Source organism: Kribbella solani (assembly GCF_014205295.1).
In the GTDB taxonomy this organism is placed as follows: domain Bacteria; phylum Actinomycetota; class Actinomycetes; order Propionibacteriales; family Kribbellaceae; genus Kribbella; species Kribbella solani.
This window is the reverse complement of the sequence record NZ_JACHNF010000001.1, coordinates 2,679,578-2,693,455: the sequence shown is the minus strand read 5'-3', so window position 1 is coordinate 2,693,455 and position 13,878 is coordinate 2,679,578. Positions and strand designations below refer to the sequence as shown.

14 protein-coding genes are annotated in these 13,878 nt (G+C 67.9%); 7 read left to right on the top strand and 7 right to left on the bottom strand.

Going from position 1 to position 13,878, the window contains the following annotated elements; translation table 11 throughout:
- Nucleotides 1-22: 22 nt before the first annotated feature.
- The 4 genes from HDA44_RS12075 to HDA44_RS12060 form a co-directional block, all read right to left on the bottom strand.
- Nucleotides 23-445, bottom strand: a complete 423-nt coding sequence (locus HDA44_RS12075; protein WP_184833831.1) for a YybH family protein — start codon at nucleotides 443-445, stop codon at nucleotides 23-25.
- A gap of 48 nt (nucleotides 446-493) precedes the next feature.
- Nucleotides 494-1,723 carry an ornithine cyclodeaminase, nickel-pincer nucleotide-dependent gene (locus HDA44_RS12070; RefSeq protein ID WP_184833829.1) on the bottom strand — a complete coding sequence of 410 codons (1,230 nt, stop codon included), beginning with the start codon at nucleotides 1,721-1,723 and terminating at the stop codon, nucleotides 494-496.
- A 96-nt stretch (nucleotides 1,724-1,819) separates the two neighbouring features.
- Nucleotides 1,820-2,527 carry a hypothetical protein gene (locus tag HDA44_RS12065; RefSeq protein ID WP_238352424.1) on the bottom strand — a complete coding sequence of 236 codons (708 nt, stop codon included), beginning with the start codon at nucleotides 2,525-2,527 and terminating at the stop codon, nucleotides 1,820-1,822.
- Nucleotides 2,517-3,299 carry an alpha/beta fold hydrolase gene (locus HDA44_RS12060; protein WP_184833827.1) on the bottom strand — a complete coding sequence of 261 codons (783 nt, stop codon included), beginning with the start codon at nucleotides 3,297-3,299 and terminating at the stop codon, nucleotides 2,517-2,519. The genes HDA44_RS12065 and HDA44_RS12060 overlap by 11 nt, the downstream gene beginning before the upstream one ends.
- Before the next feature lie 335 nt (nucleotides 3,300-3,634).
- Here HDA44_RS12060 and HDA44_RS12055 point away from each other — a divergent pair, with 335 nt between their 5' ends.
- The 5 genes from HDA44_RS12055 to HDA44_RS12035 are packed head-to-tail and all read left to right on the top strand — an operon-like array spanning nucleotide 3,635 to nucleotide 8,298.
- A complete protein-coding gene (locus HDA44_RS12055) occupies nucleotides 3,635-4,399 on the top strand; it encodes a lysophospholipid acyltransferase family protein (RefSeq protein WP_184833825.1) in 765 nt (254 codons plus the stop codon).
- 11 nt (nucleotides 4,400-4,410) lie between these two features.
- Complete coding sequence (locus HDA44_RS12050) at nucleotides 4,411-4,803, top strand: DUF2237 family protein (RefSeq protein ID WP_184833823.1); 393 nt, start codon at nucleotides 4,411-4,413, stop codon at nucleotides 4,801-4,803.
- A 42-nt stretch (nucleotides 4,804-4,845) separates the two neighbouring features.
- The gene (locus HDA44_RS12045) at nucleotides 4,846-6,219 is read left to right on the top strand and encodes a class II 3-deoxy-7-phosphoheptulonate synthase (RefSeq protein ID WP_184833821.1); all 1,374 of its coding nucleotides are present in this window, start codon (nucleotides 4,846-4,848) and stop codon (nucleotides 6,217-6,219) included.
- Complete coding sequence (locus HDA44_RS12040) at nucleotides 6,216-7,268, top strand: threonine aldolase family protein (protein ID WP_202887327.1); 1,053 nt, start codon at nucleotides 6,216-6,218, stop codon at nucleotides 7,266-7,268. Before HDA44_RS12045 ends, HDA44_RS12040 begins: the two co-directional genes overlap by 4 nt.
- 52 nt (nucleotides 7,269-7,320) lie before the next feature.
- Nucleotides 7,321-8,298 (top strand): ribose-phosphate diphosphokinase, encoded by a 978-nt coding sequence (locus tag HDA44_RS12035; RefSeq protein ID WP_184833820.1) that lies wholly within the window; start codon nucleotides 7,321-7,323, stop codon nucleotides 8,296-8,298.
- A gap of 662 nt (nucleotides 8,299-8,960) precedes the next feature.
- On the opposite strand, the gene HDA44_RS12030 is transcribed toward HDA44_RS12035, so the two are convergent.
- Both HDA44_RS12030 and HDA44_RS12025 read right to left on the bottom strand, forming a co-directional pair.
- On the bottom strand, nucleotides 8,961-9,719 hold the full coding sequence (locus HDA44_RS12030) for a phosphotransferase family protein (RefSeq protein ID WP_337906817.1): 759 nt from the start codon (nucleotides 9,717-9,719) through the stop codon (nucleotides 8,961-8,963).
- Nucleotides 9,720-9,841: 122 nt separating this feature from the next.
- The gene (locus HDA44_RS12025; protein WP_337905879.1) at nucleotides 9,842-11,161 is read right to left on the bottom strand and encodes an NsdA family TPR-like regulatory protein; all 1,320 of its coding nucleotides are present in this window, start codon (nucleotides 11,159-11,161) and stop codon (nucleotides 9,842-9,844) included.
- Between the two features lie 940 nt (nucleotides 11,162-12,101).
- On the opposite strand from HDA44_RS12025, the gene HDA44_RS12020 reads away from it, so the two are divergent.
- On the top strand, nucleotides 12,102-12,944 hold the full coding sequence (locus HDA44_RS12020) for a class I SAM-dependent methyltransferase (protein ID WP_337905877.1): 843 nt from the start codon (nucleotides 12,102-12,104) through the stop codon (nucleotides 12,942-12,944).
- Nucleotides 12,945-12,977: 33 nt separating this feature from the next.
- On the opposite strand, the gene HDA44_RS12015 is transcribed toward HDA44_RS12020, so the two are convergent.
- Nucleotides 12,978-13,502: a hypothetical protein gene (locus HDA44_RS12015; RefSeq protein ID WP_184833814.1), complete on the bottom strand. Its 525-nt coding sequence runs from the start codon at nucleotides 13,500-13,502 to the stop codon at nucleotides 12,978-12,980.
- A 109-nt stretch (nucleotides 13,503-13,611) separates the two neighbouring features.
- Between HDA44_RS12015 and HDA44_RS12010 the strand changes: the two genes are divergently transcribed.
- Nucleotides 13,612-13,872, top strand: a complete 261-nt coding sequence (locus tag HDA44_RS12010; protein WP_184833812.1) for a hypothetical protein — start codon at nucleotides 13,612-13,614, stop codon at nucleotides 13,870-13,872.
- Nucleotides 13,873-13,878 lie beyond the last annotated feature (6 nt).

Here is a 13,878-nt window from a genome sequence, read left to right as displayed (position 1 = left end):
CGTTGCCACGGGGCATCCGGCGTCACGGGCCGGAGGGGGCTGACTTTGGGTTGAGGGGGTCGGCGTGGCGGTGGGTGATTTTCCAGGTGCCGGCTTCGAGGCGGAAGATCATCGTGGCGCGGAGTACGTGCGGGACCGGCTCGGGCTGGGTGCGGTGCTGAACCGTGCAGCGTTCGATCGCGACCGTGTACGCGGTGTCGGCGCCGACGTGCTTCACCAGGTACTCGAACTCGACCTTCGCCCCGAGCTCGCGGAACTGTTCCGATGCCCACTCGTACCGCGGCCCGATCTGCGACCAGCCGATCTCCTGCCCGCCGAACCCGCCGAAGATCGAGCTCTGTTCGCTGTGTGACACCAACGGCATCCACAACGACGGGTCACCGTTCACGAACGCGGTGTTCGCCTCCTCGAAACGGCGCAGGAACGTGGCGAAATCCTCGATCATGTGCCTAGCCTGACCGTCGACGGGGTCACCCAGGGTCACTTCTCAGGGTCACTTCCCGGCGGCGTACTCCGGGGACAGCTCGCGGGCCAGGTGTTCGACGAACAGGCCGACGTCGGTGACGATGCCGCGGGCCTGGGACGAGCCGCGGTCGGCGAGTTTGGTCACCGTCGCCGGGTTGATGTCCACGCAGGTCAGCGGAATCGACGCCGGCAGAATGTTGCCGGTAGCAACCGAGTGCAGCATGGTCGCGGCCATCAGGCAGTAGCCGACGCCGTCCAGCTCGGCCCGCATCGCGCGCTGCCCTTCGAGCACGTCGGTGTACACGTCCGGCAGCGGCCCGTCGTCGCGCACCGATCCGACCAGGACGAACGACTTCCCGTTCCGTACCAGCGCGTGCATCACGCCCGACGTCAGTACGCCCTGCTGGACCGCGTCCGCGATCGACCCGGCCTTGCGGATCGTGTTGATCGCCCGGATGTGGTGCTCGTGACCATGCTCGACGCCACGTCCACGGGCCAGGTCGACGCCCAGCGACGTGCCGTACAGCGACGACTCGATGTCGTGCGTGGCAAGTGCGTTCCCGGCGAAGAGCACATCCACGTACCCGGCTTCGACGATCGCGACCATGGCCGGCGCGGCGCCGGTGTGGACGATGCCCGGGCCGCCGACCCAGAGCACCTTCTGCCCGTTCGCCTTCGCTTCGCGCATCCCGTCCGCGACCTGCTTGACCAGTACCCGCTGCGGTTTCTCCGACGACACGTCCGACTCCATGAAGCCGAACCCTTCCTCGGTGTTCACCACGATCGGCGGCGTGACGCGGACGCCCTGCGCGCTGGTGATGATCCGCATCCCGGCGCGTACGTCCGACATCGGGATGGTGCGGACGACGTCACCGTCGACGAGCAGGCCGCAGTCCATCTCCGGGTTCCGCACCTGCACCCAGTGGCCGCCGAGCCGTACGCTGGTCGGCAGGTTCGTGGTCGAGTAGAACCCGTCCGGGAACACGCCGTCCTGGGTCACCTCGGTGATCTCCGGCGTGCCGGGGTCGACCAGGTTCGCGCCCTTGGTCTGGATGCGCATCAGCAGCCGCTGCAGCGATTCCTCGTCCTCGGCGCCGACGGTCATCCGGACGGTGGACGGATCGTCCTTGTCGTAGCCGAGGTCGAACTTGTCGAGCGTGTACTCGCCGCCGTACCCGCGGATGTCGTCGAGGACCCGGGACAGCAGCCCGGAGTCCATCAGGTGGCCGGTGATCTCGACGGTCTCGGTGACCTGCACGGGTACCTCCCCAACTATCGGACTGCAGTCGTCGGATTGTCCGACGATGTGCACTCTAACTCAGAAGCGCCGCGGCGACTCGGAGGGTTCCGAGGGTCAGACGACCGCGCCGTCGTCACCGCCACTTCCCGGGGGCAGCCGGTCCTTCATCCGCAGCACCAGGGTCAGGAAACCACCGATGAACCCGGCGACCGCGAGCGTGGTGATCCGGCCGGTCCCGAAGTCGAACAGGGCGGCGACGATCAGCAGCAACGGACCGCCGAGCAGCCCGAGCCAGGCGGCCCGGCTGATCCAGTCCAGTCGCGGACCGCGTGGCGGCTCCGGTGGGACGAAGTGGTCGTGCGGGTCGTCGGCCGGCTTCTTCGCCGGCTCCTCGTCCTCGTCCTCGGCCGGGGCCTCGATGGCGAGTCCGGCGGGTACGTCGATCAGCGGCTCGTACTTGTCGTCGACGTCCTCACTGACCGGCCAGCGCGGCACCGGGTCCTCGGCGCCGTCGTGTCCGGGCGCGGACGGCTGGTTGAACTGCTCGACCAGCGACTTCCACTCCGCGTCCTCGGTGCTCCGGTCGATCACCGGCCGGGCCTGCTCGACCGCCTCCGCGTCGACGTAGATCACCTCGTACCCGACCGGAATCCGGACCGGCGGCTCGGCGGCCTCCTCCGGCGTCCGGGCTTCGGACTGGTTCTCGCAGTACGCCGCGATCCCGGCCGCCGCGAGCGCGTCCAGCACCGGTTCCGCCACCAACGGGTCGATCCCGCCGAGCGACGTGTACGACGCCGCCGTCAGTCCGTTGTCACGCATCATCGCTACCGCTCACCGACCCGCTCAGCCGCTCGATGAAGGCTGCCGAGTCCGCGAAGATCCGCGGTGCGTCGTTGTCCAGAGTTGCCACGTGATAGCTGTCCTCGAGCAGGGTCTCGGTCACGTCGCGGGACGAGATCGAGGACAGTACCGTCCGCCCCGAGCTCGGCTCCACCACATGATCGACAGTACTGCGGAACAACAGCACCGGCTGCGTGACTTTGGCCAGATCCTCCCGGGTGACCTTCCACAGCTGGGACAGCGAGTGCAGCGCGCGCAAGGGCATCCGGTCGTACGCGTACTCGTTCGCGCCCGGTTTCTTGATGTCGTTCGAGATGCCCGGGAAGGACGGCAGCAGGCGGGCCAGCACCGGGAGCAGTACGAGCCGCTTGTCGTCCGTGCGGACCGATGGGTTGATCAGGACCAGTCCGGAAATGTCGGCGCCGTGCTGCTCGGCCAGCCGGAGCACCAGGCAGCCGCCCATCGACAGCCCGACCAGGAACACCTGGTCGTGCTCCTTGCGCAGGCGCGCCAGCTCGTTGTCGAGCACGGCGTACCAGTCCGGCCAGCCGGTGGTGTTCATCTCCTGCCAGCTGGTCCCATGCCCGGGCAGCCGGGGGATCGCGACGCCGTACCCCTGCGCGGCCAGGTGCTCGCCGAACGGCCGCATCGAGATCGGCGAACCGGTGAACCCATGGCTGAGCAGCACGCCGACGGCCGCGTTCTCCCCGGTCCCGGGACTGCGAAACTCCTCCGCGTGGGCTTGCACTGGCACGCTCGACTCCTCGCCGGGTCACGGTCCTCACAACGCGCGGACCGGGGGCGGCCGGCGCGTTGTGTCAATCGTCGCATCTGGGTCGCGCCCAGTCTGCATCCAGTCTGCATCGAGGTGACAACACGGTGCGCAACGCCTACATTCCTGGCGGTGACATTGCCTGAGAGGGAAGCTGGAACGTAGTGTCCGGTCCGGAACGGTCGGTGCCGAAGTCGTCGCCGGACCGCCACCGGCGGGCACTGGTGCCGGAAGTGGGTACTGACCGACTATGGGTCGGTGAGCGTTGTCGGGTGAGCGAGTCGGAATGTGCCGGCGAATGACGGAGGTCGAGGCGGATGCTGTACCTGTTCCTGAGACGGTTCCTGGTCGCGCCACTGGTCAAGCTGTTCTTCCGGCCGAAGGTGACCGGCGTCGAGCACGTACCGACCGAGGGCCCGGCGCTGCTGGTCAGTAACCACCTGGCCTTCTCGGACTCGATCTTCCTGCCGGTCTCGGTGCCGCGGCAGATCGTCTTCCCGGCCAAGTCGGAGTACTTCACCGCGCCCGGCCTGAAGGGCAAGCTGGTCGCGACGTTCTTCCGCTCGGTCGGCCAGATCCCGATCGACCGCTCCGGCGGCCGGGCCTCGCTGGCCGCGCTGAACACCGGCCTCGGCATCCTCGAGCAGGGCGGCCTGTTCGGGATCTACCCGGAGGGCACCCGCTCGCCCGACGGCCGGCTGTACAAGGGCAAGACCGGCGTCGCCCGGATGGCGATCGTGGCCGGCGTACCGGTGATCCCGGTGGCGATGATCGGCACCGAGAAGCTGCAGCCGCCGGGCCGGATCTGGCCGAAGTGGTTCTACCGCGAGAAGGGCCGGCTGCTGCCGCGCCTGGTCCGTCCGGGTGTGGCGTTCGGCACGCCGATGGACTTCTCCCGGTACGAGGGCATGGAGCGCGACCGGTTCGTGCTCCGCTCGGTCACCGACGAGATCATGTACGCGCTGATGGACCTGTCCGGCCAGGAGTACGTCGACATGTACGCGGACAAGGCGAAGGAACTGATCAAGGCCGGCGAGTCGGTCGACGAGCACCTCCGCCTCGGCGACACGAAGGCCAGCTGACCGCTGCCGCCATGGACCGCGACCTGAACGTGCTCGGCGAGCCGCTGGAGGAGTGCGGCACCGATCCGGTCACCGGCTTCTACCGTGACGGCTGCTGCACCACCGGCCCCGAGGACCTCGGCAGCCACACCGTGTGCGCGGTCGTCACCGCCGAGTTCCTGACCCATCAGGCATCGGTGGGGAACGACCTGATCACCCCACGCCCCGAGTACGGCTTCCCCGGCCTGGAGCCCGGCGACCGCTGGTGTGTCGTGGCGGCCCGCTGGCTCCAGTCCTACCGCGCCGGCGCCGCGACCCCGGTCGTCCTGGCCGCCACCCACGTCCGTTCCCTCGAAACCGTCCCCCTCGGCGTACTCCGCAGCCATGCCGTCGACGTACCCCCGGATCCTGGCTCACTCACCTGAGACGATCGCGGCCCGCTGGACGGGTTCGCCTAGAGTTGGGGCATGCAATTTGCGACGTTGACGACCGGTGAGGTGCCTGGGGTTCCGACTCTTGACGAGTTGCGGGCGCTCAAGCCGCTGCAGCAGCCGGAATGGCCGGACCCGGCTGTGCTCGACCAGGTGATCGGTGAGCTCCGGACGCTGCCGCCGCTGGTGTTCGCCGGTGAGTGCGACGACCTGACCACGAAGATCGGGGCGGTCGCCCGCGGTGAGGCGTTCATCCTGCAGGGCGGCGACTGTGCCGAGACGTTCGCCGGCGTGACCGCCGAGAACATCCGCGCCAAACTCCGGGTGCTGCTGCAGATGTCGGTCGTGCTCCAGTACGCCGCGAGCGTGCCCGTGGTGAAGATCGGGCGGATCGCCGGCCAGTACGCGAAACCGCGCAGCTCCGGCGAGGAGACCCGCGACGGCGTGACGCTGCCGTCGTACCGCGGTGACGCCGTGAACGGCTTCGACTTCACCCCCGAGTCCCGGATTCCGGACCCGAACCGGCTCCGCGGCGTGTACAACGCGGCCGCCGCGACGCTGAACCTGACCCGCGCGTTCACCACCGGCGGGTACGCGGACCTGCACCAGGTGCACGCCTGGAACACCGACTTCGTGAAGTCCTCGCCGGTCGGCCGCCGGTACGAGCAGCTGGCGTCCGAGATCGAGCGCGCGCTCGCCTTCATGCGGGCCTGCGGCGCGACCTCCGACGAGTTCCGGACGGTCGACTTCTACGCGTCGCACGAGGCGCTGATCCTGGAGTACGAGCACGCGCTGACCCGGATCGACTCGCGCACCGAGCAGCCGTACAACGTGTCCGGCCACCTGCTCTGGGTGGGGGAGCGGACCCGGCAGCTGGACGGCGCGCACGTCGAGTTCCTGGCCTCGCTGTCGAACCCGCTCGGCGTGAAGATCGGCCCGACGACCACGCCCGAGTACATCCGGGCGCTGACCGACAAGCTGAACCCGAAGGGCATCGAAGGCCGGCTGACCTTCATCACCCGGATGGGCGCCGGCAAGATCCGGTCCGCGCTGCCTCCTCTGCTCGAGGCCGTCCGCGACCACGGTTCGCCGATCGCGTGGGTCTGCGACCCGATGCACGGCAACACGTACGAGACGCCGAACGGGTACAAGACCCGCAACTTCGACGACGTGATGGACGAGGTCCAGGGCTTCTTCGACGCGCACGAACAGGTCGGGACATGGCCGGGTGGCGTACACATGGAGCTCACCGGTGACGACGTCACCGAGTGCCTCGGCGGCGGCGAGGAGCTGGTCGCCGAGGACCTGGTGAACCGCTACGAGACCGCCTGCGACCCGCGGCTGAACCGGCACCAGTCGCTCGAGCTGGCGTTCCTGGTGGCCGAGCGGCTGCGGGGCGCGCAGGCATGACCGGTGCGGCCGGCGCGACCGGCGTGATCGATCTTCGGTCCGACACCGTGACGCGGCCCTCGGCGGGCATGCTGGCGGCGATGACGTCTGCGCCGCTGGGCGACGACGTGTACGGCGAGGACCCGACCGTCAACGCCCTGGAAGAGCACGTCGCCGGTCTGCTCGGGCACGAAGCCGGTCTGTTCACGGTGACCGGTTCGCTGGCGAACGTGCTCGGCGTACGCGCCCTGGTGCCGCGCGGCGGCGAGGTGCTGTGCGAGGCGAGCGCCCACATCGTCCGCGCCGAGCTCGGCTCACACGCGGCCGCCAGCGGCGTCACCACCCGGACCTGGAGCGCGCCGGCCGGACTGATCGATCTCGAGCAGATCCGGGCGCTGATCGCGCCGGACCTCGGGCCGTACTTCGTACAGACGTCGGCCGTTTCGGTCGAGAACACGCACAACTTCGGCGGCGGGTCGATCCAGCACGAGTACGACGCGCTGGCCGATGAGCTCGACGCGCGCGGTCTGCCGCTGCATCTGGACGGCGCGCGGCTGTGGAACGCGGCGGTGGCCACGGGGCGTACACCCGCTTCCTTCGCGTCCCGGGCGGCGGCTGCGAGCGTTTGCCTGTCGAAGGGACTGGGAGCGCCGGTCGGCTCGGTTCTGGTCGGGCCGGCGGAGCTCATCCGGGAGGCGCGGGTCTGGCGGAAGCGGCTCGGTGCCGGGTGGCGGCAGGCGGGCGTGCTGGCCGCGGCCGGGCTGTACGCGTTGGAGCACAACGTGGAGCGGCTGGCTGAGGACCATGCGAATGCCCGGTTGATCGCGAGTGTGCTCGCCGACGCGGCGCCTGGGTCGGTGAAGCCGGATCACGTCGAGACGAACATCGTCGTCGCGGACCTCGCCGGTACCGGGAAGTCGGTGGCGGAGGTGGTTGAGGCCGCTCGTGGTGGTGGCGTGCTGGTGGGCGGGGTCGGCGCCACGCAGTTGCGGGTGGTCACACATCTCGACGCGTCGGCGTCGAACTGCCGTGCCGCGGCCGAAACACTGGCCCGGATCATCGCCGGATGAACACCTCGGGATAGGGTGCAGCTGTTCGGGTCGCAGCGTTTCGGGGAGAGCCGTGCGAGAAATCGTCGTGTTCAGCGGAAGTGCCCACACCGAGTTGGCGGAGCAGATCTGCAGTGATCTTGGCGTTCCGCTGTCACCGGTGGAAATCCATCGTTTCAGCAACGACTGCCTACAAGTCCAACTCCAGACGAACTGCCGGCAACGAGACGTGTACATCGTGCAACCGCTCGTACCGCCGACGCAGGAACACCTGATGGAGCTGCTGCTGATGATCGACGCCGCGCGTGGCGCGTCGGCGGCGCAGATCACGGCCGTCATCCCGCACTACGCGTACGCGCGCTCCGACAAGAAGGACGCCTCCCGGATCTCGATCGGTGGGCGGCTGGTCGCGGACATGCTCACGACCGCCGGTGCCAATCGCGTACTCACGATGGCCCTGCACGCGCCGCAGGTACACGGCTTCTTCTCGGTGCCGGTCGACCACCTGACCGCGATCGGCGTACTCGCCGACCACTTCCGCGGCCGCGACCTGTCCGACACGGTCGTCGTCAGCCCCGACCTCGGCAACGCGAAGACGGCGACCCAGTTCGCGCGCCTGCTCGGCGTACCCGTCGCGGCCGGCAGCAAGCAGCGGCTCGCGGACGACCGCGTGGTGATCGACGCGATCGTCGGCGAGGTGGCCGGCAAACGCGCCATCATCCTCGACGACGAAATCGCCACCGGCGGCTCGATCATCGAACTCCTCGACCGCCTCAAGGACCGCGGCTGCACCCAGGCCGCCGTCGCCTGCACCCACGGCCTGTTCGCCGGCCCCGCCGTCGACCGCCTCCGCACCCACCCCTCCGTCACCGAGGTCATCAGCACCGACACCGTCCCCCGCCCGGCCGGCTTCCCCGAACTCCAGGTCACCTCGGTCTCCGCCCTCTTCGCCCAAGCCATCAAACGAATCCACGACGGCGAATCAGTAAGCAGCCTCTTCGACGGCGTAGACCCCACCCACGCCCCACCCCAACCCAAACTCCCGTTCTAACTCCACGCGTACGCCCCGCCCGGCGCACCCACGCGTACGCCCCGCCCAGCGCACCCCACACGTACGCCCCACGCGTGCTTTGCGCGCACTCCGTCGCTCCGCTCCTCCCGCGCCCGCCATGCGCGCTCCCACCCGCCCCCGGCTAGCGCCGGTGCTTCCGGGCTGTCGCCGGACAGTCGGCGCTAGCGCGCCTCGTACGCAACCGCACCGCCCGCGACCACCCGGACTGCTCTATCAACACCTGCACCAGAAGTAGCCGCGCGTACACCCCACGCGTGCTTTGCGCGCACTCCGTCGCTCCGCTCCTCCCGCGCCCGCTGTGCGCGCTCCCACCCGCCCCCGGCTAGCGCCGGTGCTTCCGGGCTGTCGCCGGACAGTCGGCGCTTGCGCGCCTAGTACGTAACCGCACCGCCCGCGACTACACGGACTGCTCTAATCCATACCTGCACCAGAAGCAGTCGCACGTACGCCCATGCAGGTCGATGCCTGGGGCCGGGGCATCGTGAGCTGTGATGCTCCGACCCAACTCAATCGCACATCAGGTCGTCCCCTGACGGACGTCCGTCCCGTGCTCGGCGAACGGATAGCGCCGGTTCATGCCCACATGGCCAGGATGGAACATACGTTCGAACGGCGGAACCTTGCGTGACGGGCTTTGACTCTCAACTCAGGGGCGTCCAGTCTGGCCAAGGCCGCGGCCCGCGTAGACCGCGAATGGAGGCAACTCGCAGCTCGGCTTCCGGTCGGAGTGACGGCTCCTCACTCGCGCGCTGAGCTGCATAGCAGGTCACTCGCAGCTCGCGGATGTCGCGCAGCACCTCGAATCCGTCCCACTCGAGCACATCATGGCCGTAGGCGGCCGCGAAGGCTCGGTATTCCTCAGCTGTCATCGTGCCGAACGTGCTGAGCCGCACAGCGGTGCTCACCAGATCCCACTCGGGCGGTCCAAGTGCGAAGCGTTCGAGGTCAAGCAGCACAGGGCCGTTATCACTCACGACGACATTGCCCGCCCAGGCGTCGCCATGAATTGCGCTCTGCGGCAGGCTGGCTGGCAGGTCGTCGAACGCCTCCATGAGTCGGGCGAGTTGCTCACGTAGCCACGTCCGATCGTCTTCACTCAGTGTCGTCGCGCCATCGATGCGCTCACGCAGACGAACAAACGGTGCGACTGGTGGAAGCTCCAGGTTGGTCGGCAGTGGGCCGGCGTGCAGTCGTTTGAGCACGGCGGCAACCTCGGGCGGCGTGCCGTGGCGGTGCTCGGGAAGTTCTCGCCAGAAGGTCACTGGTGCGCCCTCGATCACGACTGGCTGATCGATGCCCGGAACGGTCTCGACTGCTCGCACCTCCATAGATGCGAGCCAACGCGAGACAGCTACCTCCTTCGTAGCAGCTTCGAGCTGCCCACTCCGCCCAATCCGCACCACCACCTGGCCAGGGAGGCGGTAAATCGCGTTCTCACCAAGCCGGATTGGTTCGGCGCCAGATGAGGATAGGCCGACCTGAGCGCAGGCCTGCTTGAGCACAACCTCTGACAGTGGCACGGTCACGAGGCGGCCAGCACATTGCGAATGTCGTTACGCAGCTCGGCAACCTCGGCGACCCGCTCGAACACCGTGGCGCGGTGTCCTAGGTCGCGAAGGTCGTCGGCGGCCCGGCGCGAGCGAAGAGACCGCGCGTCCTTCAGCGCCTGCGTCCCGATTGCCGCGGCTTCCCGTGGATCACCGACCGTCATAGTCAGGGACGCCAGCTTGATCCCGCTCATAGCGCGCGAGCGCACATAGGTTTCGGTATGGCCGGCGACCGCGCTAGCCAACCTGGAGGCCGCTTCTTGTTCGGCTTCACCCTGGCGAATAGCGAGGTCCCACAATGCGTGCCCGGTGTCACCGAGGTGCTGCGCCTGGTCGTAGTAACGCATCCAAGCGGGATCGTTGACCGGATCGGCTTGTGAGAACTGTTCATCGGCCAGTCCGACCGTTCGCAGTGTTTCCTGCACGTGGCCGAGCTTGGCCAGGGCGCGAGCGCGAGCCGCCAGCAGCATGGCCCGCTCGGTCGCTGTCAGGCGGTCGGCCCGCACCAAGGCCATTTCGGTAAGGGTCAGGCCTTGGTCCGGATCGCCGCACCAGATGGCTTGACGAGCCATCGAGGACAGGGTCTTGGCGCGCAGGTTCCAGTCGCCAGCTTCATCGGCGCAGGCCTGGGTGAAGCGGAACATCCGCCGCGCGTCGTCGTGTGCATACGCATCGAAGGCCATCATGGCGCAAACGTGGCCGAGGAAGCCGACCGAGGAGAACAGTTCGCCACGCAGTTTCTCGGGGCAGCGCGAGTCCAGCATCTCGGCCGAGTGGCGCAGCTGTGCGATGACTGCTTCGCGCGCCAGCCCGCCGCCGTAATGGTTGTCCCAAGAGCCGAAGACCTGTGCTGCCGTGCGGACGCCGTCGATATCGGTCTGCGTCACGATGTTCGGTACCGGCGTGGCTTGATCGGGTGTCAGTAACTCGAGGAGTGGCGCTGAGCTGACCGCTGCGGCGCCAACGCCGATGACTGCTCGGATGAACCCTTTTCGATCCACGTTCTCCACCGCTGGGGATGAGTGGCGCCGCACCCGAAAGCCCAGCTCTGGGTCCGTGCGCACGCCAGTAATAGCTCTCAAGGCCGCTCGGTAGTCGGCCTGAGGGCTCCTGATCAGTCCCCGTTCGAGCTTGCCGATGTAGTTGGCGTCAAGGTCGGTCCGGCGGCCACGATGCTGCCAGACCCATTCGTTGACCATTTCGGCGAGGTCCTGGCGGGACGCCGGCTGGCCCGGAGCGTGAGGCGACTCCACGCGCTCGCGCGCGTGGCGAAGCTGATCATTCGCCTCCGTCACCCATCGATGGTGGCACAGGCTGTGACCAGTGGGCACCTAACGGCGACGTTCCTCCCCAATTCCTCCCTCTGGCATCCCTCCCAACCTCCCTTCCCGGGATCCCTCCCGAACGGGAAGGTGGTCGCCATGACAGCGAGTACATGGGTCCTCACCCTCGTTGCAGTGGTTCTCTACGGCTTCATGATCCGCGACATCATGGAGGAGGTGCGCGGCGAATGACAACCGTTGCTGCGGTTCCGCAACCAGCTGTTTGCCGCGTTCGGGTCTGGTTCGGTGAACATGTCATCGCGGACTACACCGCCGAACCAGCGCTGGCCATGAAGTACCAGGCGGGAATGACACGACGATTCGCCAGTCTCCGTGTGACCATCGAGCCGGCCGTCACGGCGGTGAGACCGAGTGCTGGCGACTCGTGAACGGCGAGCACAGACGTGGCTGGTGGTCCCGGCTCTGGAAACCGAACTCAGCGAGTTCGCGCAACTCGAAGGCTTCTCATGGGCTCGGTGTACGTCGAAGACCCTGAACTGCCCTCAGGCATTCGAGGCACTGGTTGCTTCGGCTAACCGCTACGAGATTACACATGCACTGGCGGAGTCGGTGGGCAGTCATCGTCCTCAGCCCTCACATGCAGAAGATCGCTGCACACCCATCCGCTCCGCCACGGCGCGGTCCTTGTCCGAGTCGTCCTCCCCCGTGGAGGACTCGGCCAGGGCCCGCTCAGATGCCGGCTGGCACGGGACGCGAAAGCGAGTCCGTTCCGTGTCAGCCGCTCGAGCACCGAGGCGCGGACGGGTGCTCGGTCCCAGTTGGCTGGGTGGTTGGGCGCGTTCACGCCTGGGCGAGCAACCACCTGGCCAGCGCAGCTCAAGACCAGCGGGCGGGCGCACAGCCAGTAGAAGCGGACGCCCGCCCGCTGTTCCACCTCGGAGATAGGAGCGCAGTGGATACGCCTGTAATCCCGCTGGATCGGCCGACCGTCGATCCAGCGATCGAGACGCACTACTCAAGCCGTTGGGACGAAGCCGCCCGGCTGAGCTCCACCGTCAAAGGCCGCCTGGAGCAAGCCCGGCTCTACGACTTCCTTGGCCAGTGGTTCCCGCCGACTCCAGCTCGTGTCGCCGATATCGGCGGCGGACCAGGTGTGCACGCTCGCTGGCTCAAGGAGCAGGGGCACGACGTCGTCCTACTCGATCCGGTCCAGCGGCACGTCGACCAGGCCAACGTGGCGGGCATTACGGCTGAGCTTGGCGACGGTCGCCGGCTGCCATGGTCCAACGAGTCGTTCGATGCCGCACTCATGGCCGGGCCGCTGTATCACCTCCCGGACGCCAGCGGCCGTCGCTTGGCTCTGCGCGAGGCCGTGCGGGTGCTGCGACCGGGCGGCGTGCTGGCCGCAGTGGCGATCAACCGCGCAGCCAACCTGATCGGTTCGACGCTAGCCAACACGCTTCTCACCCGTCACGGCATCGTGCGCGACATCTTGGAGACCGGCCACAGTGCTGACAACGAGCGGATGGCGCACTGCTACTACCACCGCGAGAGCGAGCTGCGTAGTGAGCTGGTGAGCGCTGGCCTGCGGCCGGTCAACATCTTCGGTCTCACCGGCCCTGGCGGCTGGCTCACCGTCATGATCGACGCTCACTTCAAAGGTCAGCCCTACACCGACAAGTTGGCCGAGCATGACCCGCTCGACACAGCACTGGAGTGCTCGCGCCTGGCCGACCGCATGCCCGAACTGGTGGCATCAAGTTCGCTGTTCCTGGCCGTTGGTCAGAAGAGCTGAGGCGTGGTGTCCCGCTACGAGGCTGGCGCGAGCTCAGCCGAGTTGGCCGTGCAGCTCGACGTACTCCTGTTCGGCGCGCAGAACTTTCGACAGCACCGCCTCGGCGCTGGGCAACGGGTGCAGTGGGAACTTCGACCCGTCCCACCGCAGCCGGCCATCCGCGGTCGTCGACGGCGGAATGACCACCGGTCTACCCGGCTCGATGTACTCGACGCCAGAAGCCAGCGGGCCAAGCTCGGTGTCAGGTTGCAGCGTGCAGGTGATCCAGCCGCCGTCCGGCAGCTGCGTCATCGGCGGCCACACGCTAGGACGCTCCTGCTCGTACAGCCGCTTGCCATAGGCGCCGGCGATGCGCGGCAGGCGCCAGATCGCCACAGCCGGACAGGACGTGATCGCCAGGTTCGGCGGCTCGGCGACGTTCCACGCCGCGCGAATTTCGTTGGCATCAGTGATCCAGTCGCCGTCCGGCACGCCGGAAAAGGTTGCCGACCGCACCAGAATGCCGCGCTCCACACAGGCGAGAGCGGTGTCCAACATGGCGTTCTTGCGTCGAATCATGTGCCTGATCGTCCTTCCATATCGGGAACATCATTGCCGCGCTACCGCGCGGCTTGTCAATCCGGGTGCTCAGCAGATCGCTGATTGTCCGACCAAGTGAGGAGCTTCGATGTCCCAAGTCGAACAGATGAAGATGCAACTGCACGGCCTCGCTGACCAATCGCGCCAAGGGGCAGCGAGTTTGGCCGGGTTCAAGCAGCGCTTCGAGCAATCCAGCCAGCAGGTGCAGGCCCTCATACGCGGCACGGCCACCCGCGCCGACCAGGACATCGTGACCATGCTTGACGCGGCCGCGAAGTCGCTCGACCAGGCAGTGCAGTCGTTGCAGATCGCCGAGGCGGGCTGCCGCAGCTACGCCGACCAGATCTAGCCGGCC

Excerpts from the sequence above, each read along its gene's own strand:
- HDA44_RS12055 (WP_184833825.1), top strand. The coding sequence starts at position 3,635 with ATGCTGTACCTGTTCCTGAGACGGTTCCTGGTCGCGCCACTGGTCAAG.
- HDA44_RS12050 (WP_184833823.1), top strand. The coding sequence starts at position 4,411 with ATGGACCGCGACCTGAACGTGCTCGGCGAGCCGCTGGAGGAGTGCGGC.
- HDA44_RS12040 (WP_202887327.1), top strand. The coding sequence starts at position 6,216 with ATGACCGGTGCGGCCGGCGCGACCGGCGTGATCGATCTTCGGTCCGAC.
- HDA44_RS12065 (WP_238352424.1), bottom strand. The coding sequence starts at position 2,527 with ATGATGCGTGACAACGGACTGACGGCGGCGTCGTACACGTCGCTCGGC.
- HDA44_RS12075 (WP_184833831.1), bottom strand. The coding sequence starts at position 445 with ATGATCGAGGATTTCGCCACGTTCCTGCGCCGTTTCGAGGAGGCGAAC.
- HDA44_RS12045 (WP_184833821.1), top strand. The coding sequence starts at position 4,846 with ATGCAATTTGCGACGTTGACGACCGGTGAGGTGCCTGGGGTTCCGACT.
- HDA44_RS12015 (WP_184833814.1), bottom strand. The coding sequence starts at position 13,502 with ATGATTCGACGCAAGAACGCCATGTTGGACACCGCTCTCGCCTGTGTG.
- HDA44_RS12010 (WP_184833812.1), top strand. The coding sequence starts at position 13,612 with ATGTCCCAAGTCGAACAGATGAAGATGCAACTGCACGGCCTCGCTGAC.